Source organism: Spirillospora sp. NPDC029432 (genome assembly GCF_040703975.1).
Lineage (GTDB): Bacteria > Actinomycetota > Actinomycetes > Streptosporangiales > Streptosporangiaceae > Spirillospora.
On sequence record NZ_JBEZWH010000070.1, the window covers coordinates 1 to 24,217 of the forward strand.

Annotated in this window: 23 protein-coding genes; 3 read left to right on the forward strand and 20 right to left on the reverse strand. The window is 74.9% G+C overall.

The genetic code is table 11. The features are described from left to right. Positions 1-175: 175 nt before the first annotated feature. Positions 176-1,066, forward strand: coding sequence for a DUF5954 family protein (locus AB0881_RS34670; RefSeq protein ID WP_366623970.1), 891 nt, complete (start codon positions 176-178; stop codon positions 1,064-1,066). Between the two features lie 38 nt (positions 1,067-1,104). Here AB0881_RS34670 and thiI read toward each other — a convergent pair whose 3' ends face one another. The 8 genes from thiI to AB0881_RS34710 form a co-directional block, all read right to left on the reverse strand. Further along, positions 1,105-2,343 carry a tRNA uracil 4-sulfurtransferase ThiI gene (gene thiI / locus AB0881_RS34675; protein WP_366623972.1) on the reverse strand — a complete coding sequence of 413 codons (1,239 nt, stop codon included), beginning with the start codon at positions 2,341-2,343 and terminating at the stop codon, positions 1,105-1,107. 126 nt (positions 2,344-2,469) lie between these two features. After that, entirely contained in the window at positions 2,470-3,495 is a 1,026-nt protein-coding gene (locus AB0881_RS34680) for a 6-phosphofructokinase (protein WP_366624040.1), read from the reverse strand. Positions 3,496-3,609: 114 nt separating this feature from the next. After that, positions 3,610-4,101, reverse strand: a complete 492-nt coding sequence (locus tag AB0881_RS34685) for a hypothetical protein (RefSeq protein WP_366623974.1) — start codon at positions 4,099-4,101, stop codon at positions 3,610-3,612. Beyond that, positions 4,098-4,916, reverse strand: a complete 819-nt coding sequence (locus AB0881_RS34690; RefSeq protein WP_366623976.1) for a DUF692 domain-containing protein — start codon at positions 4,914-4,916, stop codon at positions 4,098-4,100. Before AB0881_RS34690 ends, AB0881_RS34685 begins: the two co-directional genes overlap by 4 nt. Continuing rightward, positions 4,916-5,911, reverse strand: coding sequence for a TIGR04222 domain-containing membrane protein (locus AB0881_RS34695; RefSeq protein WP_366623978.1), 996 nt, complete (start codon positions 5,909-5,911; stop codon positions 4,916-4,918). Before AB0881_RS34695 ends, AB0881_RS34690 begins: the two co-directional genes overlap by 1 nt. Positions 5,912-5,982: 71 nt before the next feature. Then, complete coding sequence (locus tag AB0881_RS34700) at positions 5,983-6,615, reverse strand: response regulator transcription factor (protein ID WP_366624042.1); 633 nt, start codon at positions 6,613-6,615, stop codon at positions 5,983-5,985. 110 nt (positions 6,616-6,725) lie between these two features. Next, positions 6,726-7,895 (reverse strand): DUF5931 domain-containing protein, encoded by a 1,170-nt coding sequence (locus tag AB0881_RS34705; protein WP_366623980.1) that lies wholly within the window; start codon positions 7,893-7,895, stop codon positions 6,726-6,728. A 30-nt stretch (positions 7,896-7,925) separates the two neighbouring features. After that, positions 7,926-8,642: a lysophospholipid acyltransferase family protein gene (locus AB0881_RS34710; RefSeq protein ID WP_366623982.1), complete on the reverse strand. Its 717-nt coding sequence runs from the start codon at positions 8,640-8,642 to the stop codon at positions 7,926-7,928. Between the two features lie 366 nt (positions 8,643-9,008). On the opposite strand from AB0881_RS34710, the gene AB0881_RS34715 reads away from it, so the two are divergent. After that, positions 9,009-9,950 (forward strand): hypothetical protein, encoded by a 942-nt coding sequence (locus AB0881_RS34715; protein ID WP_366623984.1) that lies wholly within the window; start codon positions 9,009-9,011, stop codon positions 9,948-9,950. Here AB0881_RS34715 and AB0881_RS34720 read toward each other — a convergent pair. From AB0881_RS34720 to AB0881_RS34745, 6 genes are all read right to left on the reverse strand, one after another. After that, positions 9,947-10,705 (reverse strand): endonuclease/exonuclease/phosphatase family protein, encoded by a 759-nt coding sequence (locus tag AB0881_RS34720; protein ID WP_366623986.1) that lies wholly within the window; start codon positions 10,703-10,705, stop codon positions 9,947-9,949. The two genes, AB0881_RS34715 and AB0881_RS34720, sit on opposite strands and share 4 nt — an antisense overlap. A gap of 8 nt (positions 10,706-10,713) precedes the next feature. Beyond that, positions 10,714-11,658 (reverse strand): ROK family glucokinase, encoded by a 945-nt coding sequence (locus AB0881_RS34725; protein WP_366623988.1) that lies wholly within the window; start codon positions 11,656-11,658, stop codon positions 10,714-10,716. Next, on the reverse strand, positions 11,659-12,144 hold the full coding sequence (locus tag AB0881_RS34730) for a hypothetical protein (protein WP_366623990.1): 486 nt from the start codon (positions 12,142-12,144) through the stop codon (positions 11,659-11,661). 70 nt (positions 12,145-12,214) lie between these two features. Then, positions 12,215-12,649 carry an SRPBCC family protein gene (locus tag AB0881_RS34735; RefSeq protein WP_366623992.1) on the reverse strand — a complete coding sequence of 145 codons (435 nt, stop codon included), beginning with the start codon at positions 12,647-12,649 and terminating at the stop codon, positions 12,215-12,217. A 56-nt stretch (positions 12,650-12,705) separates the two neighbouring features. Continuing rightward, complete coding sequence (locus AB0881_RS34740) at positions 12,706-13,473, reverse strand: metallophosphoesterase (RefSeq protein ID WP_366623994.1); 768 nt, start codon at positions 13,471-13,473, stop codon at positions 12,706-12,708. Positions 13,474-13,561: 88 nt separating this feature from the next. Beyond that, entirely contained in the window at positions 13,562-14,275 is a 714-nt protein-coding gene (locus AB0881_RS34745; RefSeq protein ID WP_366623996.1) for a copper homeostasis protein CutC, read from the reverse strand. A 258-nt stretch (positions 14,276-14,533) separates the two neighbouring features. Here AB0881_RS34745 and AB0881_RS34750 point away from each other — a divergent pair, with 258 nt between their 5' ends. Then, positions 14,534-16,330 (forward strand): long-chain fatty acid--CoA ligase, encoded by a 1,797-nt coding sequence (locus AB0881_RS34750; RefSeq protein ID WP_366623998.1) that lies wholly within the window; start codon positions 14,534-14,536, stop codon positions 16,328-16,330. Between the two features lie 16 nt (positions 16,331-16,346). Here the strand turns inward: AB0881_RS34750 and AB0881_RS34755 are convergent, their stop codons facing one another. The 6 genes from AB0881_RS34755 to AB0881_RS34780 form a co-directional block, all read right to left on the reverse strand. Beyond that, positions 16,347-17,030, reverse strand: coding sequence for an NAD(P)H-binding protein (locus tag AB0881_RS34755; RefSeq protein WP_366624000.1), 684 nt, complete (start codon positions 17,028-17,030; stop codon positions 16,347-16,349). A gap of 115 nt (positions 17,031-17,145) precedes the next feature. Next, the gene (locus AB0881_RS34760; RefSeq protein ID WP_366624002.1) at positions 17,146-18,312 is read right to left on the reverse strand and encodes a DUF1996 domain-containing protein; all 1,167 of its coding nucleotides are present in this window, start codon (positions 18,310-18,312) and stop codon (positions 17,146-17,148) included. A gap of 62 nt (positions 18,313-18,374) precedes the next feature. Continuing rightward, positions 18,375-19,028 carry a DUF4142 domain-containing protein gene (locus AB0881_RS34765; RefSeq protein WP_366624004.1) on the reverse strand — a complete coding sequence of 218 codons (654 nt, stop codon included), beginning with the start codon at positions 19,026-19,028 and terminating at the stop codon, positions 18,375-18,377. A gap of 217 nt (positions 19,029-19,245) precedes the next feature. Continuing rightward, positions 19,246-20,796 (reverse strand): ferredoxin, encoded by a 1,551-nt coding sequence (locus tag AB0881_RS34770; RefSeq protein ID WP_366624006.1) that lies wholly within the window; start codon positions 20,794-20,796, stop codon positions 19,246-19,248. Next, the gene (locus AB0881_RS34775; RefSeq protein ID WP_366624008.1) at positions 20,793-21,557 is read right to left on the reverse strand and encodes a hypothetical protein; all 765 of its coding nucleotides are present in this window, start codon (positions 21,555-21,557) and stop codon (positions 20,793-20,795) included. Before AB0881_RS34775 ends, AB0881_RS34770 begins: the two co-directional genes overlap by 4 nt. Next, positions 21,541-23,037 carry a hypothetical protein gene (locus AB0881_RS34780; RefSeq protein ID WP_366624010.1) on the reverse strand — a complete coding sequence of 499 codons (1,497 nt, stop codon included), beginning with the start codon at positions 23,035-23,037 and terminating at the stop codon, positions 21,541-21,543. The genes AB0881_RS34775 and AB0881_RS34780 overlap by 17 nt, the downstream gene beginning before the upstream one ends. Between the last annotated feature and the right edge of the window lie 1,180 nt (positions 23,038-24,217).

Genomic DNA, 24,217 nt, shown 5'->3' on the forward strand with positions numbered 1-24,217 from the left:
CCACCCGCAGCCCCTCGACCCGCTCGGTGCCGAGGATCTCCACCGGCGCCCGCCAGAACCGCACGTCGATCCGGCGCGGCCGGTCCTCGTCCGGGCCGCCGGGCGCGGATAACGGGAACGGAAAATTGGTCTGAACCACTGGGCAGCGCGGAGCATGACGAGGATGATGTCCGGCATGACAACGGGCGACGGGGACGCCGGCGGGCGACTTTTCCCCGAGGACCTGGACGGCGTCGACCCCGTCGCGGCCGTGATGCTCGCCGACGCCTGCCGCTCCATCGCGGCCTACCCCGAGCTGGTCGCGGTCGGCGCGCTGTTCACCGCGGCCGAGCGCGTGCCGGGCGGCTGGCAGGTCGTCTGCCCCTGCGATCCGCTGCCGCAGGGCGCCCGCGAGCTGCTGGCCGACCATCTGGAGGACGGCCCCGCGCCCGGCGCCGGCGCCCTGCCGGGTGCCGTGGAGCGGCTGCGGCTGGAGCCGGTCGACGAGCTGGCGGTGGACGGCCGGCACTTCCGCGTCATCCGGATCGAGCAGCTCGTCCGGACCGGCCCGGACGGCCCCGAGCCGCCCCGGCCCACCGACTACGATCCGCATCCCGCCGACCGCCGGCTCCCCCGGCACCGCCCGTACGACCTGCTCGGCGACGGGCAGGACACGCCCGACCTGGCGACCGCCGAGCTGCTGTGCCAGCTGCTGGACGCCGCCGCGAGGGCGGGCACGGAGCCGTCGGAGTCGTTCCTGACGCCGGTGCAGCTGGCCCCGGCGTTCACGGTGGCGGAACGTTCCCAGGGGCGGTGGCGGCCGGTCGGCCGGCTGCACGACACTCCCCAGCAGGCGCGCGACGCGCTCGCCACCTACTTCCGGCACGTCGTCCCGGCGATCGAGCGGCCGGGCGAGGCTGAGCTGGCCGACTACGCCGAGGCCGCCGCGCTGATGTCCGGCGCGGGCCGGCCGAACGGGATCGCGGTGGTGGGCCGGCGGTTCCGGATCGTCCGGCTGGAACGCCTCACCCTGATGGGCCCGGACGGACCCGAGCCGCCCCGGCCCGGCGACGCCGACCCCCGCTGATCAACCGACGCGCGTACGGCCGGGTCAGGCGGTGAACGCTAAGCGTCGCCGTAGACGGGGCGGTGCTCCTGGACGGACTCGGCCAGCTGCTCGGCCAGCTCCTCCACGTCCAGCCGCTTCTCGATCCTCCGCAGGTCGTCGATCTTCGCGCGGGTCTCGGCGCGGCGCGGGGCCAGCATCGAGCAGCAGTCCTCGTCGGGCAGCTCGGAGATCGTCAGCGTCCGGATCCGGCGCGCCTGGTCCATGATCTCGGTCTTGTCCATGCCGATCAGCGGGCGCATGATCGGCAGCTCGACCGCGTCGTCCAGCGCGGTGATGTTGGTGAGCGTCTGGCTGCTGACCTGGCCGAGCGCGTCGCCGGTGATCAGTGTGGCGCCGCGCAGCCGGCGGGCGACCAGCTCGCCGGTGCGCAGCATCAGCCGGCGCTGCGCGATGACCGCGAGCCGGTCGGCGCCCGACGACTTGATCTGCTGCTGGGCCTTGCCGAACGGCACCACGAACAGCCGGGACCCGCCCTGGAACTTGTCCAGCTCGCGGACCAGCGCGTACGCCTTGTAGATCGACTCCGGGCCGGTGAACGGCATCCCGGAGAAGTGCAGGTAGTCGACCCGCAGCCCGCGGCGCATCATCCGGTACGCGGCGACGGGCGAGTCGATGCCGCCCGACATCAGCACCAGGCCGCGGCCGCTCATCCCGACCGGGAGGCCGCCCTGGCCCGGGAGCCCGCCGGAGTAGACGAACGCCTCGTCCCGGTCGATCTCGATCGAGAGGGTGTGGTCGGGGTTCTTCAGCCGCACCCCGAGGCCGTACTTGACGGCGATGCTCGCGCCGATCCTGCGGTCGAGCTCGGTGGAGGTGAGCGGGAAGCGCTTGTCGCGGCGGCGGGAGCGGACCGCGAACGTGCCCTCGCGGCCGGCCATCAGCTCCAGGGCGGCGCGCTCGACGCTCTCCACGTCCTTGCCGACCCGCCAGGCGCGGTGCGCCCAGACGATGCCCATGACGTCGCCGATCCGCGCGGCCAGGGCGTCGATCTTCTCGACGGTGGCGTCCTTGGTACGGACGATCATCACGCCGTGCCGGCGGATCACGTCCACCCGGGCGATCGGGCGGACCGCGAGCCGGACGTTGTCGGCCAGCCGCCGCTCGAACTGCTCGCGGTTCTTGCCCTTGAGGACGACCTCGCCCAGCTTGAGCAGCACGCACGGCTCGCCGTCGACCGGTGCCTGAGCCGGCGCCCGCTCGGTGACGGGGGCGGGCGCGGCGTCGAGCGTGGTCATGCGGGATCCTCCTGGGGGAACACGAACGGGGCGGGTCTCTAGTGTGACCCACAGACCGCAACGCCGCGACCGGTAAAGCTGTTCCCCGCCGCGGCCGGCCGTTCCCCCAGGAAGGAGGCCCGGCGGTCAGCCGAAGAAGACCTCGGCCTCGGCGTAGCGCTCGACCGGGACGGTCTTGAGCTCCTTGGTCGCCTCGTCGAGCCCGACGCGGACGATGTCGGTGCCGCGCAGCGCGACCATCTTGCCGTAGTCGCCGTCGCGGACCGCGTCGATCGCCTGGAGGCCGAACCGGGTGGCCAGGACCCGGTCGAACGCGGTGGGCGTGCCGCCGCGCTGGATGTGGCCGAGCACGGTGGCCCGGGCCTCCTTGCCGGTGCGCCGCTCGATCTCGTCGGCCAGCCGCTGCCCGATGCCGCCCAGCCGGACGTGGCCGAACGCGTCCTTCTCGCCGGTCTGGAGCTCCATCTGGCCGTCGACCGGGTGGGCGCCCTCGGACACCACGATGATCGGCGCGTACCGGGTCTTGAACCGGCTCTCGACGTAGGCGACGACCTTGTCGATGTCGAACGGCTGCTCGGGGATGAGGATCACGTTGGCGCCCGCGGCCATCCCGGCGTGCAGCGCGATCCAGCCCGCGTGCCGGCCCATGACCTCGCAGATCAGCGCCCGGTGGTGGCTCTCGGCGGTGGTGTGCAGGCGGTCGATGGCCTCCATCGCCACGCCGACGGCGGTGTCGAAGCCGAAGGTGTAGTCGGTGGCGTTGAGGTCGTTGTCGATGGTCTTCGGGACGCCGACCACGTTGACGCCGTTGGTGTACAGCTCGCGGGCCACGCCGAGGGTGTCCTCGCCGCCGATGGCGATCAGCGCGTCCACGCCGAGCCCGGCGAGGTTGTCCTTGATCCGCTCGATCCCGCCGTCCACCTTGATCGGGTTGGTCCGGGACGAGCCGAGGATGGTGCCGCCGCGCGGCAGGATGCCGCGCACCGCCTCCACGTCGAGGGCCATGGTGTCGCCCTCCAGCGGGCCGCGCCAGCCCGCCCGGAAGCCGACGAACTCGTACCCGAAGACCTGCACGCCCTTGCGCACCACGGCGCGGATGACGGCGTTCAGTCCGGGGCAGTCGCCGCCCCCGGTCAGCACTCCGACGCGCATGCCCTCTCCCTCAGCAGACACCGGGCTCCTCCCTCGATCTCACGCGGCCAAGACTAGCGGTGCGCGCACGGTCACACAGGGCATTCGCCCTCCGGCCGCGCGCGCCCTATTGGTCTAGACCATAGCCCGTCGCGCACCCGCCGTGGCAACTTCCCGGACACGGCCGAGGACCTGCACGGCCAACCCGCCGGGAACGCGCCGCACGGCGGCCCGCCGGGGGCGCGGCGCGCCCGTCCCGTCATAGGACCACCGCACCTCCGCCAGGGCCAGTTCCCGCGCCGCCGCCGGGGCGAGCCCGTCCCGGTGCGCCCGCGCGAAGTCCCATCCGTCCCGGAACGACCCGCGGGTCGGCCGCTCCCGCGCCCACTCGCTGAACGCGCCGCGCCAGCCCGTCCCGTACGACGCGGCCAGCCCGGGCCAGGCGCGCTCCACCTCGCCCGCGCGCTTGAGGAGGATGCCGTGCGCGGCGGCCCGGACGGCCGCGGCGTCGAACCCGGCCGGCATCGGCCCGCCCGCCGTCATGGCGCGGACGAGCGCCTCCTGCGCCGCCGCCAGACCAGGGTCGTACGGGCCGGGGCCGTCGGGGGGATCGGGCGGGGCGGTCACGTGACGGCCGCCAGGCCGGCGGCGGCGGCGATCGCGTCCAGCTCGGCCGTGAGCTCGGCGGCGGGAGGGTAGCGGCCGTCGCGTTCCAGCAGGAACCCGGGCGGGCGGTGCCGCGCGCACAGCTCCCCGATCAGCTCCAGGACCTCGCGCGGCACGGGCGCGGTGTGGGTGTCGTGGTAGCGGCCGCCCGCCTCGGCGCCGCCGGCGACGTGGCAGTACGCGACGCGGTCGAGCGGCAGCCGGTCGAGCAGGGCGGCGGGGTCCGCGCCGCGGTTGCGGGCGTTGGCGTACACGTTGGCGACGTCGAGGAGCAGGAACGCGCCGGTGCGTTCCACCAGCTCGGTCAGGAAGTCGCCCTCCTCGTACTCGGCGTCCGGCCAGTCGAAGAGGGCGGCGATGGGCTCGACGGCCAGCGGTACGGGCAGCCCGTCCTGGGTGCGGCGGATGTTGGCGGTGAGCGCGTCCAGCGCGGCACGGGTGCGCGGCACGGGCAGCAGGTGCCCGGCCTCGATCCCGCCCGCCCGGACGAACGCGACGTGCTCGCTGACCAGCGGCGCGCCCAGGGCCTCGGCGCAGGCGGCCAGGTGCGCGACCCGCTCGGCGGCCACCGGCTCGGCGCCGCCGAGCGAGAGCCGCACCCCGTGCGGGACGACCGCCGCGCCGCGCCCGCGCAGCTCCAGCAGGGCGGGCGCGGGATGCGCGGGATGCACGGACTCGGCGATGACCTCGGTGAAGCGCAGCCCGGGCAGCGCGGCCACGAAACCGGCGATCTCCGGCCGCCAGCCGATCCCGACTCCGAGCTCGGGCGGGTTCATCAGCCGCCTCCCCCGCAGCCGCCTCCGCCACCGCCGCCCCCACCGCCGCCCCCACCGCCGCAGCCGCCGCCACCGCCGCCCGATCCGCCGCCTCCGCAGCTCGACCCCCCGCCGCACGAGCCGGACGAGCACACCGAGGCCGACGCCGAGCACGACGAGCCGCCGTGGCCGCCGGACGCGGTCGAGACGCCGGTCAGCTCCAGGTAGCGGCCCAGCCCGGCGGAGTGGGCGAACAGCGGGTCGAAGGCCATCAGCGCCGCCGTCCCGAACAGGGCCACGCCCATCAGGACCGCGCCGGGGGGCAGGCCGCTGTAGGAGGGCGTGTACGCGGGGTTTAGATGGGCGTTGGCGGTCCGGGCCGCCTCCAGCGCCAGCTCGCCCTCGTCCGTCAGCTCCTTCCCCGCACCGAGCATCTCGGACGCGAAGAACAGCCCGATCAGCGCCGCGAGCACCAGCACGATCCGGGGGAAGCCGCTGTAGACCTCCGCGATGACGAAGACGGCGAAGCCGAGCGCGCACCAGCCGCGGACGATCCACTGCAGCGCCCTCATCTGGGTCCGCCCGGTCGGCGCGACCACCAGACCCAGCGCGGCCAGCCCGTCGCGCAGCCGGTCGATCTCCGCCCGCACGCCCGGCTCGGTCGTCAGCTCGGCCAGGGTGCGCGCCCGCCCGCCGGCGATCGCGCCGAAGACCGCGGCGTCCAGCGGCATCTCCGCGGCCGGCGGGCCGCCGCCCGCGCGCGGGGTCGCCACGAGCCGGCCGTCGGCGTGGACGTCGACGGCGCCGTCCAGCCGCACGGCCGTCAGCGAGGCGGCGATCGCGTGCCGGCCGCCGCCGTGCATGTAGGCGATCTCGTACGGGTGCGGCGCGCGCGGCGGCCGGCTCCCCCGCCGGACCCGCCGCCGGGCGCCCAGCAGCCCGGCCAGCGGCAGCAGGCCGACCAGGAAGTGCACCGCGACCGCCGCCAGCGCGGCGGTCCAGAAGTCGTCTCCCATCGCGCTCCCGTCCTCAGTGTCCTTTTGTCGCTCAGACGCCGCAACGGCCGGGCGGGTTCAGGACGGGGCGGCTACTCCTGGTCCAGGCCCTTCTCGATCGCGTAGCGGACCAGCTCCACGCGGTTGTGGAGCTGGAGCTTGCCGAGGGTGTTCTGGACGTGGTTCTGGACGGTGCGGTGGGAGAGCACGAGACGCTCGGCGATCTGCTTGTACGTCAGCCCCTTCGCGACCAGCCGCAGCACCTCGGTCTCGCGCTCGGTCAGCCGCGGGGCGCCGTCGTCGGCGCGCGGCGCGGCGGCCAGCCGGCGGTACTCGCCCAGCACCAGCCCGGCCAGGCCGGGGGTGAAGACGGCGTCGCCGTCGCCGGTGCGGCGGACCGCGTCGAGGAACTCCTCGCGCCCGGCCGACTTGAGCAGGTAGCCGGTCGCGCCCGCCTTGACCGCGTCGAGCACGTCCTGCTGCTCGCCGCTGGCCGACAGCACCAGGACCCGGACGGGCGGGTCGGCGGCGACCAGGTGGCGGGTCACCTCGACGCCGCCGATGTCGGGCAGCTGGAGGTCGACGACGGCCACCTGCGGGCGGGCCGCCGCGGCGATGCGGACCGCGGCCTTCCCCTCGCCGGCCGTGGCGACCACCTCGTGCCCGGCCTCGGCCAGGTCGCGCGCCACGGCGTCGCGCCACATCGGGTGGTCGTCCACCACCATCACCCTGAGCGGCGTACCGGAGGATTCGTTCACGCCCACAGCGTAGGCCGACCTGGGCGGCGAAGCGCCCGTGTGCTCCAACCGGGACCGGGGCGTGATGAGCGCGCGCCCTAGCGGGCCCTGGCGCCGGGGACCGTCATCTCGATCTCGGTGCCCTGGCCGGGCGCGGAGACGACGGAGACCGTGCCGCCGAGGTCGCGGATCCGGCCCTGGATCGACTGCGCGACGCCGAGCCGGCCCGCCGCGGCGGCCTCCGCCAGCCGCTCCTTCGGCATGCCGGGGCCGTCGTCGCGGACGCTGACCGTGATCTGCCCGGCGCCGTCGTCCTCGACCAGGACCCAGGTGCGGGTGCCGGCGGGGCAGTGCGCGCGGACGTTGCCGAGCGCCGCCGCGACCGCCGCGCCGACCTCCTCGGCCGCGTGCCGCGGCAGCCGCACGGGCGTGGCCGGGGTGGAGACGGTGACGAGCGGGGAGGCGTGGGCGTCCAGCATCGGCCGCAGGTCCGCCTCGGCGCCCTCTTCCGCCCCGCCGGGCCGGGGCGGCGGGACGCTGCCGCCCCCGATGCCGATCAGGGTGCGCAGCGCGGCCTCCTGCTCCCCCGCCATCCGGCCCAGCTCGGCCGCCTCGCCGCCGATCTCGCCGCCGCGCCGGTGCACCATCGCCAGCACCTGCAGCGTCGAGTCGTGGATGTGGCGGGCCAGCCGCTCGCGCTCCCGCGTCGCGGCCTCCAGCTCCACCGCCCGCGCCAGCCGCGCCTCGGCCTGCAGGGCCAGCTTCACCACGTGCCCGCCCGCCAGCCCGGCCAGGCCGAGCAGCACGATCCCGTTGAACGTGCTGGAGCCGGGCCCCTGGAGGCGGTGCAGCGTCCCGGCCGCCACGTGCACCAGGATGTTGGCCAGGCCCAGGGCCAGCGCGGCCGACAGGCCGTACCGCTTCCCGCCCGCGACGGCCCACGACAGCACCACCGAGGCCACCCAGGAGGCGGTCAGCGTCGCGCGGCCGCCCGCCAGGTTGGCGGCGGTCTCCACCCAGACGGTCGCCAGCATGCAGCCGGCGGCGACCGCCAGGTCCGCGGTCAGCAGCGGCCAGCCGCGCCGGCGCGGGTTGGCGAACAGGTAGGTGGCGGCGAACGTCCAGGCCACCATGACGGCCAGCACCGCCCACCCGCCGGCCGGGTGCTCGTAGCCCCCGGAGTTGCGGACGATCAGTACGGCCGCGTACGCCAGCGCCGCGAACCGGTAGACGGCGACCGCGCGCCAGAGCGCCGCTTCCAGTCCCATGGCGTCAGCCCCGGGCGGTGCCCGCGCGGCTCACTCGTCCTCGTCGACCGGGCGGGGCTCCTTGCCCGCCAGCTCGGCCTTGACCTCGGCGGCGTACCGGTCGACGTACTCCTGGCCGGACAGCTCCCGGATCGCCTCCATGATCTCGTCGGTGATCTTGCGGAGCACCTCGCGGTCGTTCTCCTGGCCGTAGTAGCGGGAGAAGTCCAGCGGGCGGCCGAACCGCACGCCCGGCCGCACGCCCAGCCGCGGGTACGGCTGCCCGGACGGCATCAGCTCGAATGTGTTGATCATGGCCATCGGGATCACCGGCACCCGCGACTTCAGCGCCAGCCGCGCCACGCCCGTCTTGCCGCGGTAGAGCCGGTTGTCGGGGACGCGGGTGCCCTCGGGGTAGATGCCGAGCAGCTTGCCCTCGCGCAGGATGCGCAGCCCGGTCTCCAGCGCGGCCTCGGCGGCCGAACCGCCGGTGCGGTCCACCGGCACGACCCCCACGCCGGTGAAGAACGCCTTGCTGAGCAGCCCCTTGATCCCCTTGCCGGTGAAGTAGTCCTCCTTGCCGATGAAGAAGATCGGCCTCATCAGCGGCAGCGGGCCGAAGAAGTGGTCGGCGAACGACAGGTGGTTGCTGACCATGAGGGCCGGGCCGCGCTTGGGGACGTTGCGCATGCCGGAGTTCCGCGGGCGCCACAGGAGGTACATGATGGGCGAGAGGACGATCCGGAGCAGGATCCAGAACCAGAGCATGCCGACACCTTTTCTGTCTTCCTCCGGCCGCGCCCACCTGCGGCCGCGCCTACCGAAACACTCCGACGAACGGGGGATGATGCGACATCTTCCCATCCCCCGGCCCGCCTGCCCACACCGCGGCCCCGGCGGGGATGGTATGAACGTAGGCTCAGCGCAGGGAATCGCGATCGGGTGCGCTCCAAGGGCTTGTTCCGGGCGGCGCAGCGAATACCGTGGGACACACGTTCCGTGGCGTCCTGGAATGTCGCCGCCCCCCGCGGGCGGCCCGTTGCGGGCGCGCGCGGGCGCACACGTCTATGGGGGAGCGGAGGCCGTCATGCCGGTGCTGTCGGTCACGCCGGAGTCGACGAAGGAGCCGGCCCCGTGAATCGCCGTGGCAATGGACTCTCAGCGGACACCTACGCGCCGCTGGTCGACCTCGCCCCGCATCTGGCCGACGTCATGCTCACCGCGCTGGGCGAGGCGGGGGTGGCCGCGTACGCCGCCACACCGGGCGAGCTGGCCGGCCTGGCGGAGGAGGCGGCCGCCGCCCGGGACGTCCTGGACCGGCTGTACGTCGACGTCGAGATGAAGCCGGCCGCCGAGGACATCCTGCGGTCGCACCTGTCCCGGCTGCGCGACGAGCGCCGCGACCTCGACCTGCGCGACCTCGACCTCCGCGACGCCGACCTGCACGATGCCGAACTGCGCGACGCCGAGCTGCGCGACCTGGACGCGCGCGATCCGGACCGCCGCGATCCCGACGCCGGGGACCCCTCTCCCCGCGACTCCGAGCCGCCGGCCGCGGGCGGCGAGGCCGCCGGCGGGACCGGGCCGGACGTGGAGAAGCTCGACGAGGACGCCATCTGGGCCGAGATCGTCGCCGGTTTCGACGCGGTGCCCGAGGGCGACCGAGTGCCCTGGCCCGACCAGGAGAACATCGACGAGCCCGAGCCGCGCCGGCCGCCCCGCGAGGGCGACGACCGCACCGGCCGCCTCCCCCGCGCCCGGGTGATCAAGTTCGGTGAGGACGACGAGGAGGCCCCGGCCGCCGGCAAGGAGGGCGAGGAGGACGAGGAGGACGAGGACGGGCACTACGTCCCGCCGCCCCCGCCGCCGCTGCCGGCCGCCGACCCGCTCACCAAGGGCGCCTGGGTCGCGCTGGTCGGCGGGCCGCTCTACCTGCTCCTCACGGTGATCCTCGACTGGGAGGTGCCCGGCTGGGCCGCCTTCCTCGCGGTCGCCGCGTTCATCGGCGGGTTCGTCACGCTGGTGCTGCGGATGGGCGACGAGCCGCGCGACGGCGACGACGGCGCCGTCGTCTAGGGCAGCGCGAGCTCGGCCAGCAGCGGCCGGTGGTCGGACGCCCGGACGTGGTCCGCGGCCGCGTCCGCCTCTCCGGCTTCACCGTGTCCGTCGTGTCCGTCGTGTCCGTCGTGTCCGACGGGCACGCCGCAGGCCGACACCCCGATCTCGGGGCTCGTGAAGATCCCGTCGATCCGCCGCCGCGGCGCCCGCGCCGGGAACGTCGCCGCGCCGCCCACCGGCGCGGCGGCGTACGCGTCCCGGAAGGGCCCGCACAGCAGCGTCCAGGCCGCGCCGCCCGGCTCCTCGTTGACGTCGCCGGCCAGCACCACCGGGGCCGGGTACGCGGCGCGGACCCGGCCGAGCAGCTCGACGATCTCGGCGGCGTGCGCGCGGCGCGGCCCGTCCCGCAGGTCCAGATGGGTGCTCGCGGCGATCAGCCGGGCCGCGCCCTCCCCCGCGCCGAACTCCAGGACGGCGACCGCCAGCCCGCGGCGGTGCAGCCCCGGAACGCGCGACAGCAGGCGGTACTCGCGGTGCAGCACCCGGGCGCGCGGGCCGTGCAGGACGGCGAGCCCGGCCGCGCGCCGCCCCGAGGCGACCGCCAGCCCGCCGGCGCGGGCCAGCCGGCGCCGCTTCAGCCGCCACCCGAGGAAGCGCGGGACCTCCTGGAGGCACACCACGTCGGGGCGCGGCCCGCGCACCACCCGCGCGACCGCCGCCGGGTCGTCCCGCAGCGACCGGATGTTGTAGCTCAGCACCCGTACGGGCGTCACGGGCCCGGTCAGATGCGGGCGAGGTCGGCGGCGCCGACGATGCCGGCGGCCGAGCCCAGCTCGGCGATGCGGATGTCCGGCAGCGGGCGGTGGCCGCGGCCGGTGAGGGCGTTCTCGAACGCGGTGCGGGCGGGCTCCAGGAGCAGGTCGCCCGCGTCGGACAGGCCGCCGCCGATGATGAACGCCCCCGGGTCCAGGACCGCGGTCAGGTCGGCCATCCCCTGGCCCGCCCACTGCGCCACCGTGCGGAAGCACTCCAGCGCGGCCGGGTCGCCCTCGCGGGCGGCCTGGCTCACCTCGGGGCCGCTGATGCCCTCGGGACGGCCGTCGCCCAGCTCCAGCAGCCGGCCGGCCATCGCGGGCGCCACCCGCGCCAGCTCGCGGGCCTCGTGCACGAGCGCGTTGCCGCTGGCGTACTGCTCCCAGCAGCCGCGGTTGCCGCAGCCGCAGCGGCGGCCGTCCGGGACGACCCGGAAGTGGCCGACCTCGGCGCCGATCCCGAACCGGCCGCGGTAGAGCTCGCCGCCGATGATGATCCCGCCGCCGATGCCGGTGCCGAGCGTGATCAGCACGATGAAGTCGTGGTCGCGGCCCGCGCCGAAGCGGGCCTCGCCCCAGGCCGTGGCGTTGCCGTCGTTCTCGACCACGACGGGCAGCCCGACCAGGCTCTCGACCTTCTTCTTGATCGGCTCGTCCCGCCAGGCGAGGTTCGGCGCGAACAGCACCGTGGAACGGGTCTGGTCGACGAACCCGGCGCTGCCCAGCCCGACCGCCGCCACGTCCGCGTACTTGCCCTTGAGCAGGTCGACGACCTCGGCGATGACGGACGCGGTCTCCTCGGGGTCGGTCGAGGGGGTGGGCCGGCGGACCTTCTCGAGTATCCGCCCCCGGTCGTCGACCACACCCGCGGCGACCTTGGTGCCCCCTACGTCAACGCCGATGGTCAGGGTCATCTACGCTTCCTCCTCCTCGCGGCGCCTCGCGGAGCCCTCGTCCTGCCCGGTGCCCTGAGCGTGCCCCGTGTGCCCGGTATGCCCCGCGTGCCCCGGCTGCCCGGCGCGCCATGCGCGGCCGGTCCGATCGAAGGCCGCGGCCACGTCGAACGCGGCCGCCGCCAGCGACCGCCCGGCCTCCCGCACGTGCGCGCGCACGCCCGGCCCGGTCTCGCGGGCCACGGCGATGGCGCGGCAGACGGGGCAGTCGAGGCATTCGGGGGCGCCGGTCGCGATCCGCGGGGGCGCCGCGCGCTCCCCGGCGCCCTCGCCGGGTTCCGCGGCCACCGCGCGGCTCCACACGTCGCCGCCCGTCCCGGCGTCATCCGAACCGGCGTCATCGGAAGCGGTGTCGCCGGAACGGCCGCCCGCCTCGCCCATCCGCCTGCGCAGCGTCTCGAAGAGCTTGACCGCCTCGTCGAGGAGATCGCCCGACTGCTCGTTCATGAGACCATTGTCCATCCGTCGGCGGGACGCAACCGCACCGCCACCCCGCGTGCCCGGGGCAGGATAGCGCTCACGCCTCCACGTGTCGCTTGAGCCCCTTGAGCGCCGAGTCGGTGATCCGCTTCTCGGCCTTGCGCTTGACCATCCCGATCATGGGGACGCGGACGTCCACGGCCAGCTCGTAGGTCACCACCGTGCCGCCGGCGGCCTCCTCCAGGGAGTACGACCCGTGCAGCCCGGTGACCACGCTGCCCTTGTCGACCAGCTCCCAGCTCACCCGGTCGTCGCCGCCCCAGTCGTACAGCAGCCCGACGGTGTCGCTGAACGGGCCGCCGTCGAAGGTGAGCGTGGCGCGGCGGGCGCGGCCGTCCGCGCCGGTCTCCTGCACGCTGAAGTCCTTGATCCCGCTGGCCCACTCCGGGTACGCCTCGAGATCGGCGATCACGGCCATGATCTCGGCCTTCCCGGACCGGATCGTGATGGAAGAACTCGTGCGGTCCGCCATCGATGCTCTGCCCTTCTGCGCGACCGTTCGGGATGTCGTCCTCAGAGAAGTATCCGTCACAGCGACAGCACGTAGGGAACTCCGCTGCCCCGGAAATGCCCCACGTTCACGCATTCGGTGCGACCGATTCGCATCCGCCGCGCGAGCGGCTGGTGGACGTGCCCGAACAGCGCGTACCGGGGCTGCGTCTCGCGGATCGCCTCCAGCAGCGCCTCGCTCCCCCGCTCGAACCTGCGGGCGACGGTGTCGTACAGCAGTTCCGGCACGGCGGGCGGGATGTGGCAGCAGAGCACGTCGACCGCGCCGACCGCCGCGACCTTGGCCGCGTAGTCCTCGTCGCTCAGCTCGTACGGGGTCCGGTACTCGGTCTTGAGGCCGCCGCCGACGAAGCCGAAGCGCAGCCCGCCGATCTCGGTCGTCTCGCCGTCCAGGACCGTGTGCCCCTCGCGCAGGTGCTCGGCCCACATGCTCGGGACGTCCACGTTGCCGTACGTGAGGTACGCGGGCGCCGGCATGGCGGCGAACAGCTCGGCGTACTGGCGCCGGACGGCCTTCTGGATGTGCGGCCAGGCGCCGCCCTCCAGCGACTCCCACAGCCCCCGCGAGAAGGCGCGGGCCTCGTCGAAGCGCTTGAGCGTGCGCAGCTCGATGAACCGGTCGGCGTTCTCCTGGCCGAACAGCTCGGCGAAGATGCCCTGGCCGTGGTCGGAGTAGTCGATGAAGAGGATCAGGTCGCCCAGGCAGATCAGCGCGTCCGCCCCGTCCCCCGCGCTCTTGAGGGCGTCCGCGCGGCCATGGACGTCGCTCACCACGTGGATCCGCATGAACCGACTCTAATAGGACACGCGCCCGGGGCCTACGCCGCCATGGCGCACCGCGGCCGGGTCCGCCGGAACGGCGGGATCAAGGGGGTCAGGCGCCCGCGGCCGCGGCGACGAGGGAGCGCCACTCGCGGACGAGGCGGGCGTCCACCGGCGCGTCCCAGGACCCGTCCGGGCGGACGGCGGTGCCCACGTGGAACGAGGTCACCCCGGCGGCGGCGAGCAGCGCCACGTGCTTGCGGCGCAGCCCGCCCCCGGCCATGATCATCGAGGCCGCGGCCGGGCCCTCGGCGGCCCGCCGGACCAGCGCGTCCACCCCGGCGTCCACTCCGCGCGGCGAGCCGGCGGTCAGCACCGCGTCCGGGCCGGACCCGTCGGCCCCCGCGCCCAGCTCCCGGACGGCCCGCCAGCCGGCCGCCGGGTCGGCGGCGTGGTCGACCGCGCGGTGGAACGTCCAGGGCAGCGGCGCCACCTCGGCCGCCAGCTTGCCGGCCGCGCCCGCGTCGATCGCGCCGAGCGGGTCCAGGAAGCCGAACACGAACCCGTCCGCGCCGGCCTCCCGGTGCAGCTCGGCGACCCGGCGCAGCCGGTCCAGCTCGTGCACGGTCGTCCGGAACCCGGGGTTGGCGCGCAGCATCACCCGCAGCGGCAGCGAGGTGGCCGCGCGCATCTCGGCGACCACGTCGGGATCGGGGGTGAGGCCGTCGGCGGCCATGTCGGCGACGACCTCGATCCGGCCGGCACCGCCCTCCTCGGCGGCGCGCGCGTCCGCCGCGGTCAGTGCGATCACCTCGAGCAACGACACGACGGCCCCCGTGGTCAGCGTCCCGGTGGTGGTTCTTCCCGGGACCAGAGCGTAGGCGACCGGGCGCCCGCGCGGAGCGGAGCGCGGGGGACTTTGCGTCCCCGTTAACAGCGCGCTGCCCGCCCGGGAGCCGCGGCGAGGGAAATCGCCGTGCGAATTGTCACCTGGGGACGAATTACCTACTCACGGGTATCATTCGACCGCGGGAACGCTGTACCGTCGTCCCCGCCATCTGCCGTGTCAACCGAGGAGTGGGCCGTGCGCGAGTTCAGCGTCCCCGCGATGGTGGAGATCCCCGAATCCGCCAATCTGACCGACGCGCCCTTCACCAGAGCCGCCGAGAGCCCCGGCACGGTCGTGCTGCGGCGCCGCGGCGACGGCGGCGCGTGGCGGTCGGTGACCGCCGGGGAGTTCGCGGCGGAGGTGACCGGAGTCGCCAAGGGCCTGGTCGCCGCGGGCGTGGAGCCCGGCGACCGGGTGGCGCTGATGTCCCGCACCCGGTACGAGTGGACCGTCCTCGACTACGCCATCTGGGCCGCCGGCGCGGTGACCGTGCCGATCTACGAGACCTCCTCGGCCCAGCAGATCGAGTGGATCATCGGCGACTCGGGCGCCAAGGCCGCCTTCGCCGAGACGTCCGCGCACCTGGCCGCCATCGACTCGGTGCGCGGCGACCTCCCCGGCCTCCAGCACGTGTGGGGCATCGACTCCGGCGACCTGGACGACGTCACGGCGTCCGGCGCCGAGGTCTCCGACGCGACGATCGAGGAGCGCCGCCGCTCCCGGACCGGCGCCGACCTCGCCACCCTGGTCTACACCTCGGGCACCACCGGCCGCCCCAAGGGCTGCGAGCTGACCCACGCCAACTTCGTGTCGACGGCCCGCAACGCCGTCCAGGGCGCGATCGCCGAGATCGCCGTCGACGGCAGCTCGACGCTGCTGTTCCTGCCGCTGGCGCACGTGTTCGCCCGGCTGATCCAGGTCGCCACCATCGAGGCCGGCATCGTCCTCGGCCACAGCGACATCCCCAGCCTGCTGCCCGACCTGGCCTCGTTCCGGCCGACGTTCCTGCTGGCCGTCCCGCGGGTGTTCGAGAAGGTCTACAACGGCGCCGAGCAGAAGGCCGCCGCCGAGAGCAAGGCCAAGGCCAAGATCTTCCACGCCGCGGCGGACACCGCGATCGCGTACAGCAGGGCGCTGCAGGACGGCCGCCCGGGCTTCGGGCTCAAGGCCCGGCACAAGGTCTTCGACGTCCTGGTGTACGGCAAGCTCCGCGCCGCCGTCGGCGGGCGCGTCGAGTACGCGGTGTCCGGCGGCGCCGCGCTGGGCGAGCGGCTGGGCCACTTCTTCCGGGGCGTGGGCATCACGATCCTGGAGGGGTACGGGCTGACCGAGACCACTGCGCCGGCCACGGTCAACCGCCCCACCGCCATCAAGATCGGAACGGTCGGCAAGCCGATCCCCGGCGTCACCGTCCGGATCGCCGAGGACGGCGAGATCCTCGTCCAGGGCGTCAACATCCTCACCGGCTACTGGAACAACGCGGACGCGTCCAAGGAGGCGCTGGAGGACGGCTGGTTCCACACCGGCGACCTCGGCTCGCTCGACTCCGAGGGCTACCTGAGCATCACCGGCCGCAAGAAGGAGATCCTGGTCACCGCGGCCGGCAAGAACGTCGCGCCCGCCCCGCTGGAGGACCGGCTGCGCGCCCACCCGCTGATCAGCCAGTGCCTGGTGGTCGGCGACGGCCGCAAGTTCATCAGCGCGCTGATCACGCTGGACGAGGAGGCGCTCGGGCCCTGGAAGGAGCGCAACGGCAAGCCCGCCGCGATGACGGTCGCCGAGCTGCGCACCGACCCCGACCTGGTCGCCGAGATCGACGCGGCGGTGGCCGACGCCAACCGCAGCGTCAGCCACGCCGAGGCGATCAAGAAGCATGTGATCCTCGGCGTGGACTTCAGCGAGGAGGCCGGGCACATGACGCCGAGCCTCAAGGTCCGCCGGCACGCCGTGCTGAAGGACTTCGCCGGCGAGATCGACGCGCTCTACTCCTGAGCGCCACCCCTGAGCGCTACTCCCGAGTGTCCCGGGCGTCCCGGGCGAGGGCCGCGACGGCCGCGTCGACCGGGGTGTCGCCGCCGATCAGCTCCAGCACGCGGCGGCGCACGCCCCGGGCGTCCAGCAGCGCCACGATCACGGCGGCCACGTCGTCGCGGGTCACGGCCTCGTGGCCCACGTACGGCGCGGCGAGCGTGACCGTTCCGGTGCCGGGGTCGTCGGTGAGCCGGCCGGGGCGCAGGATCAGCCAGTCCAGGCCGTCGCGCGCCCGCAGGTCCTCCTCGGCCTCCTTCTTGGCGCGGATGTAGGCGGCCCAGACCTCGCCCCGGTCGGCGGCGGGCTCGGTGTCCACGCCCATGGCCGAGATCTGCAGGAACGGCCGCACGCCCGCGCGCTCGGCCGCGTCCGCGACCAGGACCGCGGCGGCGCGGTCGACGGTCTCCTTGCGCCCGGCCCCGCTGCCGGGCCCGGCCCCGGCGGCGAACACGACCGCGTCGGCACCGGTGATCTTCTCGGCGACCTCGGCGGCGTCCGCCCGCTCCAGGTCGCACGGCACCGGCCCGGCCCCGGCGGCCCGGACGTCGTCGGCATGGTCCGGATTGCGGATGAGGCTCAGCACGGTGTCCCCGCGCGCGGCCAGCAGCCGGGCCAGCCGCAGCGCGATCTTCCCGTGCCCTCCCGCGATGGCAACGTTCATATCCGCGATCTTACGAACCGGGCCCGGGACGCGGCGCGGCCGGTGCGGGGTACCGGGTGCCCGGTCCCCCGCACCGGCCGTCGCGCCGGGCCGTCCGCGGACGGCGCGGGCCGCGTCAGCAGCGGCGCCCGCCGTTGATGCACCGCACGGCGCGCTGCATCAGCCGGTCGGGCATGACGTTCACGAAGTCGGCGTGGTCGGTCACCGGGTCGTGCCCCTGCTCGGGGAAGGAGTCCACCGCGAACGCCTGCGCCCGGTTGGGCAGGTTGTAGCTCAGCGTCAGCCGCAGCTGGGGAACGGCCTGGGTGCCCTGGGGGCAGGCGCCGTTCTGCTGCGGGAACCTGATGTGGTCGCGGTGGTTGGCGCTGTCGGTGTTCTGGCCGTCCCAGCAGCTCGGGAAGTCCAGCACCCGCATGACCTGGCTGTTGCGCGGGCACAGCGGGTACTTGTCGGTGAACCCGCGGTCGGTGAAGCCGCTGCAGGTCCAGAACGCGCGCGCGTTGGCGAGGCCGTTGGTGCCCGCCTTGGCGTCGCCCATGATGACCCGCATGAACCGCGGCATCGCGGTCACCTTGCTGCGCGGGTTGCCGCGGAACTGGATGTTCGCGCGGGACGGCAGCACGATCGAGCCGACGTTGCCGTCGGCCGCGCTCTGCTGGGCGGCGTCGGAGTCGTCCTGCCCGTTCCGGTCCCGCATCACGGGCCAGTAGTACGTGGACAGGTCGCCGTTGGTGCAGGTGGTGCCGGACGCGGCCAGGCTCTCGTCGGTCGAGAACGCGTCGGCCGACTCGTTGCCCACGTAGTCGTGGATGTGGTGCGCGCCGTTCTGCACGCCGGGCGCGACGATGAAGTTGTCCGGGTTGTGATGCTCCTCCTGGTTGGTTCCGCACCGGGAGCTGAACGTGCCGCGCGAGGCGCCGCGCATGTTGCGCACCTGGCGCACCCGCGGGGCCTGCCGGATGTTCGCGAAGTCGTCGGCGTTGGGGCCCTCGGCGATCGGCGACTCGTTCCCGCCCCCGCCGTCGCCGCCCTCGCCCTCGCCGGGCGGCGCGGACGGATCGGCGGACGGGTCGGCCGGCGGCGCCGACGGGTCCGCGGACGGGTCGGCCGGCGGCGCCGACGGGTCGGCGCCCGGGTCGCCGGGCGGCTGCTGCCCGCCGTTCTGATCGGGCGGCTCGGCCGGGTCGGCGGAGGCGGTCGGGGACGGCCGCGCGGCCGCCGCCGCGGCCGGCGCCGCCGGTACCGCGGTCATCAGCAGCAGCGCCGGCAGTACGACGGCCACGCCTTTCCTCTTTCGCATCCTGCTTCTCATGTGGACTCCGTGTCAGCGGGGACGGCCGGCCCTCAGAAAAGGGCCGACTTGGGGACGAGACCGGTGCTCTCCAGCAACGTCATATGGGTGTTCACGTACCTCATCGCGCGTTCCGCGAAGGCACGGATCTCGCTGTTCTCGGTTTTCGAGCGGATCTGGGCGATCAGGGCGAAGACCTGGCCGTGCGCCTCGCGCAGCCGCCGCACGAACGTGCGGTCGTACTCGGCGCCGAACTGCTCCGACATCTCCGCCAGCCACGCCTTCTGGCTGCCGTTCGGCTCGTTCGGCAGGATGACGTCGAGCCGCTCCGCCACCGCGCGGGTGTCCTCGTCGAGGCGCAGATGCTGCTCGGCGATCATCGCCGCGATCTCCTTGACCCGCGGCGCGGCCGCCCGCTGCTGGGCCTGCTGGCCCGCGGGCATCTCCCAGAGCCCGGCCTCCCGGACCTTCGTCAGCAGGCTCCGGTCGGACGGGCTCAGCCGGCCCCACCGGGTCTGCACGTAGCCGCCCGCGAGCTGGCCGGCCCGGGTGTCGCCGTCGGCCGGGGCCCCCGGCACGCCCGGGGCCCCGATCACCACGACGAACGCGGCGGCCGCCGCCAGGATCGTCGCCGCGGTGAGCACCGCCCGGCTGCGCCCCAGCCGCGGCAGCCGGCGCGCCTCCGCCATGCCGTACGACTTCCGCAAAGGGATACACCCTCCTTTCGACTGCTTCCCGCTCGCCCCTGGCAAGGGTTTTCAGGAGATACGCACCGGGGAGCGCCGGGGTTCATCGGATCGCATTTTTCGCCGGATTTTCTTTTCGTTCGCCACAAGATCGAGCATAGGCAGGAGGAATTGCCGGGCCAGGCATTTCACGGCCCGTTAAGGCGTCCTTATGGTCCTTATGGGCGCCGTTTTCCGCTCAGCCGCGCCGGGCGGTGCTCTTTCCGTTCCTGCCGTTCTTTCCGGCCCTGCCGGTCCTGGGCATGCCGGTGGTGACGCGCAGCGCCAGCGCGGGGCACATCGCCACCGCCTTCTGCACGTCCCGCTCCAGCCACGCCGGGATGTCGGTGCCGAGCACCACCGGGAAGCCGTACCGGTCGAGCTGGATCAGCTCCGGAACGAGGTAGGCGCACAGCCCGTGCCCGTCGCAGCGGCTCCAGTCGATCGCGACCCGGCCCTCGTCCCCGGTCGGCACCGGCAGCGGCAGCACGCCGTACACCGGCTGCCCGCACGTGCCGGAGACCCGGTGGACCTCCACGTCGGCCGCGAACGCCTCCACCGCCGACAGGACGAACTTCGCGGTGCCGTCCGGATGCGTGCAGGCGCCCCGGCCGAGGCCGATGCCCGCCGCGCGGCGCACGTCCTCCACGCTGCCCGAGCCGTCGCTCAGCGCGTTCAGCGCGCGGACCACGTCGGGCAGCCCGAGCCGGCACGGGCCGCACTGCCCGGCCGACTGCGCCGCCAGGTACGACGCGATCCGGGTGGTCTCGCCGAGCGGGCAGGTGCCCCGCGCCAGCGGCAGGACGATCCCCGCCCCGAGGGTGCCGTTCACCGCCGCCATGCCCTTGCGCGACAGCACTGCGCGGAACACCGCCGCCGGGTCCAGCCACATGCCGTGGTAGCCGCCGACGAGCACGCCCTGCCCGGCGTCGGTCTCGCAGTGCCCGAGCGCGGCCGACAGCGGCGTCCCGTACGGCGCCTCGACGACCTGCGTGCCGCCCACGGTGAGCAGCGTGGTCCCCGGCTCGTCCTCGGTGCCGGCCGACGCGTACAGGTCGGGGCCCAGCGAGACCAGCACCGCCAGCTGCGCGAACGTCTCGGTGTTGGACAGCAGCGTCGGGCAGCCGTCCACGCCCGACTCCGCCGCCCGGACCTTCTGGCCCGGCGGGATCGGGACCTCGCCGTTGATCGCCCGCACCACCGCGCCGGCCTGCCCGGAGATGAACCGCTCGGAGAGCCGCACCACCCGGCCCGGCATCCGCCGCTCGACCATCGCGGCCCGGACGGAGCGGGCGGCCTCGTCGTCCTCGACCGCCACCACGATGCGCTGGGTGCCCAGCGCGGCCGCGGCGATCGAGGCGCCGTCCAGAACCAGGTGCGGGGCCCGGCTGAGCAACACCTTGTCCTTGGAGCTGCCCGGCTCGCCCTCCGCCCCGTTCACCACGACCACCGCGTCCGCGGCGGGCCGGCGCCGGTCCTCGTCCTCGCCGGGCAGCAGCCGGGTCTGGTCGGCGCTGGGATGGGTGATCCGGGCCGCCACGGCGGCGAGCTTGCGCGCGAACGGGAACCCGGCCCCGCCGCGCCCGCGCATGTCGACCTGCTCGGCCATCGCGACCAGGTCCTCCAGCACGGGCGTGTTCAGCTTGCCGTGCACGGCCTTGTGCCGCTCCAGGTCGAGCCGGTCGAACCGGTCGAAGCCCAGGGTGAGCCTGGGGCCGCCGATGTTGGAGACGGTGATCGTGCCGCTCATCGCGTCAGCTCGCCGTCGCGCGGGCCGAACTCGCCGGCGCGGCGGTCCTCGCGCCGCCCCGCGGCCGACCGGGCCTCCCGCCCGCGCGCCGCCGCCGGGGCCGGCACGCCGTCGCCGGCCCGGCGCACCTCCCGCGGCTTGACGATCACGAACATCCGAGCGATCACCGCTAGCGCCACGAACCCGGCGCACACGATGTAGCTCAGCGTCACCCAGGTCGCCGCCGACCGTCCCGCGGTCAGGCCGTGCGCGATGCCGAGCGGCCACGCCAGGTACGCGATCGAGTGGATCGACCGCCACACCCACGGCCGGGCGCCGCGCGCGAACCAGACCCGCATCATCCCGCTCACCGCCACCACGACCATCAGCTCGAACGCCACCGTCCCGTACCCGATCGGGCCCACGGAGGGCACCACGACCTGCGCCGGGAGCGCCAGCCCGCCCACCACCTTGATCGTGATGTGCGCGACCACGAACGTCAGCGCCAGCACCGAGGCCGCGCGGTGCACCGCCTGCGCCAGCACCCGGTGCCGGATCGCCAGGATCAGCCGCTCGGTCGCCAGCAGCCCGCTGACCACGGCCGTCGTCAACGCCAGCAGGGTGAAGACCCCGGCGAAGAACGAGAGGAAGCGCTGCACGTCGCCGGCCACGGCGGCGCCCTGCGGGGTCGCCGCGCCGATGAGCACCAGGACCGCGCCGACGAGCACGGCGCGCAGCGCCCACGTCGGCACGGCGGGATCGTCGCTACTTCGCGTCTGCACTGGTGGAACTCCTGTTCTGGGTCGCTGAGGGCGCGGGCGTGCCTTCCTTGCCTTCCTTGCCTGCCTCGCCTCCGCCGTTCCCCGGCTTCGGGAGCCCCGGCCCGTCCGCGTCCGGGACGGCGCCGAGGTTGGCCAGCAGGCCGCCGGGGAGCACCTGCATCGGGCCGCGCTCGGCGAAGCCGAGCAGGGGCCTGGCGCGCTGCCGGAACGTCCAGCCGCCGATCCGCGTCCCCTCCAGCGGCACCTCCTCGGCGCCGCGCCGCAGCGAGAACTGGACCAGTGACCGGGGCGCCGGCGCCCCGCCGCAGGGCCGTTCGGCACCGATCCGGCCGAGCGCCACGCCGCGCGCGACCGTGCCGCCGCTGCGTACGGAGGTCACGTCCCGCATCCGGTAGTACGTGCTGGCGAGCCCGCTGGGGTGCACCACCATGACCATCCCGCTGCCGGTCCGGCCGGCGCAGAACCGGTAGACCCGCCCGGCGGCGGCCGACAGCACCCGGCCGTCGCCGCCCCAGAAGGCCAGCGCGGCCAGCGGCCGGGCCTTCCCCTCGCCGTCGGCGCTGCCGATCGACCATGTCCTGCCGAGCCGCCACGGCAGCATCAGCCCGTCCCCGGCCCGGGTGCCGTTCGCCGCCGCCACGGCCTGCTCGGCCGTCAGCGAGCTGTACCGGCGCAGCGCCGCCGCCTCCGCCGCCGGCATCACGTCGGCGGGCATGCGCCCCAGGATCGCGTTGAACGAGCTCGTCCCCGACAGCGCGACCTGCCACTGCCCCTCGCCCCACCGCCCGGCGAAGAACGCCCCCTCGGGCGAGGCGGAGCTGCCCGCCGGGACCGGGATCGTGGTCGTTCCGAAGGCCCACCGGCGGTCGGCGCTCACCCGGTCGACGCCGACGATGGGCGGCCGGTCGGGCGCGGCGCCGTACGCCTGCCGCGCCGCGAGCCCGTGCTGGTCGGTGGTGAGCCTGGTGATGCGCTCGGTCAGCGCGCGGGTGTCCGGCACCGCCGCGACGGGTCCCGAGCGGTCGGGTGCCGGGCGCCGTTCCGCGTCCGGGGGCACCTGCGCCACCTGCCCTGGCGACCGCAACTGCAGGTCGCTGCCCGCGGGGCCGGGGTCGCCGAACGTCGTGCCCTCGATCAGGCTCCGCTCCACGATCGCCAGCAGCGACAGCCCGACCACGATCGAGAACACGAGCGTCCCGGTGCGCATCCGGTCCGCCGGGCCGCGCGCGCCGCGCGCCCGCTGCTGCGGCAGCGCCCGCGGCCCGGCGTGCTGCCTGCGGGCCTTCGGCCGCTTCCCGCCGCCCCTGCGGTTCTTGCTCCCGGTACGGTCGCGCCGCCGCGCCGGCCGGGCCCGCTGCGCGGGCTCGCGGTCCCAGAAGGCCGACGACTCGACGTCGCCCAGGAGCACGCCGTGCGACGACCGCGCGGCCACCGGTTCCCGGTCGCCCGGCCGCGCCGCCTCCCGCCGCGCGACCGGCACCGCCGCGGCCCGGCCTGCCTCCCGAAGCCGAGGATCACGCGGTCCGGGCTCACGCGGTCCGGGGTCACGCAGTCTGGGGTCATGAAGGCCGGGATCCCGGAGTCCGGGGTCACGCGGTCCGGGATCACGCGGTCCGGGGTCAAGAAGGCCGGGATCCCGGAGTCCGGCATCACGAGGGCCCGCATCACGAAGACCGGCATCGCGGAGGCCGGGGCCGCTCGGGGCGGTGGCCGGTTCGGCGTACCACGGGAGGCCGTCGGGCGGCGTGGCGCGGGGTGACCCGCCGCGCGCCGGCGGAACGGGCAGGCCGCCGGGCAGGCCGGGGCCGCCGCGCGGGGGCGGGCCCGGCTCGCGGGCACGCCGATCGCGTGCGTCGCCGCCGCGCGGGCCCGGAGGCCGCGGGCCGCCTACGCCCGCGTTGCGCGGGTCGGCCGGCTGCTCGCGCCGGGGGCGTTGCCTGGACCGGGGACGTGCCGGGTCCGCCCAGAAGGCTTCATACGTGCTTTGGGACGCATGCCTACTGTCGCGTCGCGCCATGTCCTCTCCTGTGGAGGAGGGGAGGCTCGGCGAAACGGCGTCGTGGTTCCGTGCGCTCCGGGGAGCGCGTTCCTGATCGTCGCGGACGGCGGCCGGAACCCGCTCCGCTCCCGCCGCGCCCTGGAACGGCCCGCAGGGGCCGTTCCGACAACCCCGGAGCATACGCCCCGGTGGTCCCGTTATGGAGATGGTGACAAGAAAACCCTCCGGAATCCGTCACCGGCTCCAAGAGCCGTCCGGCGTCTTCCCTGCTCACGGGGCATCGCGGGCGGAACGGGCCGGCGGTGGCCCTGATGGGCCGCGCCGCCCGGAATCCGGTGTCGCCGCAGGTCGGGAGGGGTGCGGCCGGGGAACGGCTTAGGTCCGGCTCAGGCTCGCCTTAAGCCCGGCATAACGGTCGTGCCGCAACCCCCTCCGGCACTTAGCGTCGGTCCTGTCAGACGGTCGTCGGCGCACGGAGGAGGTACCCCGGTGAACGACCTCCGCGGGGTGGCCCACCCCTCCTCACGCGGGCGCCCGGCCGGATGCCGGGGCCGCGCCCGGCACTCCCGTCCACGCCCCTCCGATCCGCGGCGACCGGCCGTCCCGCACGACGCGCCCGCCTCCAGGTTCTCCCCCCATAGGGCGCCGGGCCGGGGCACCG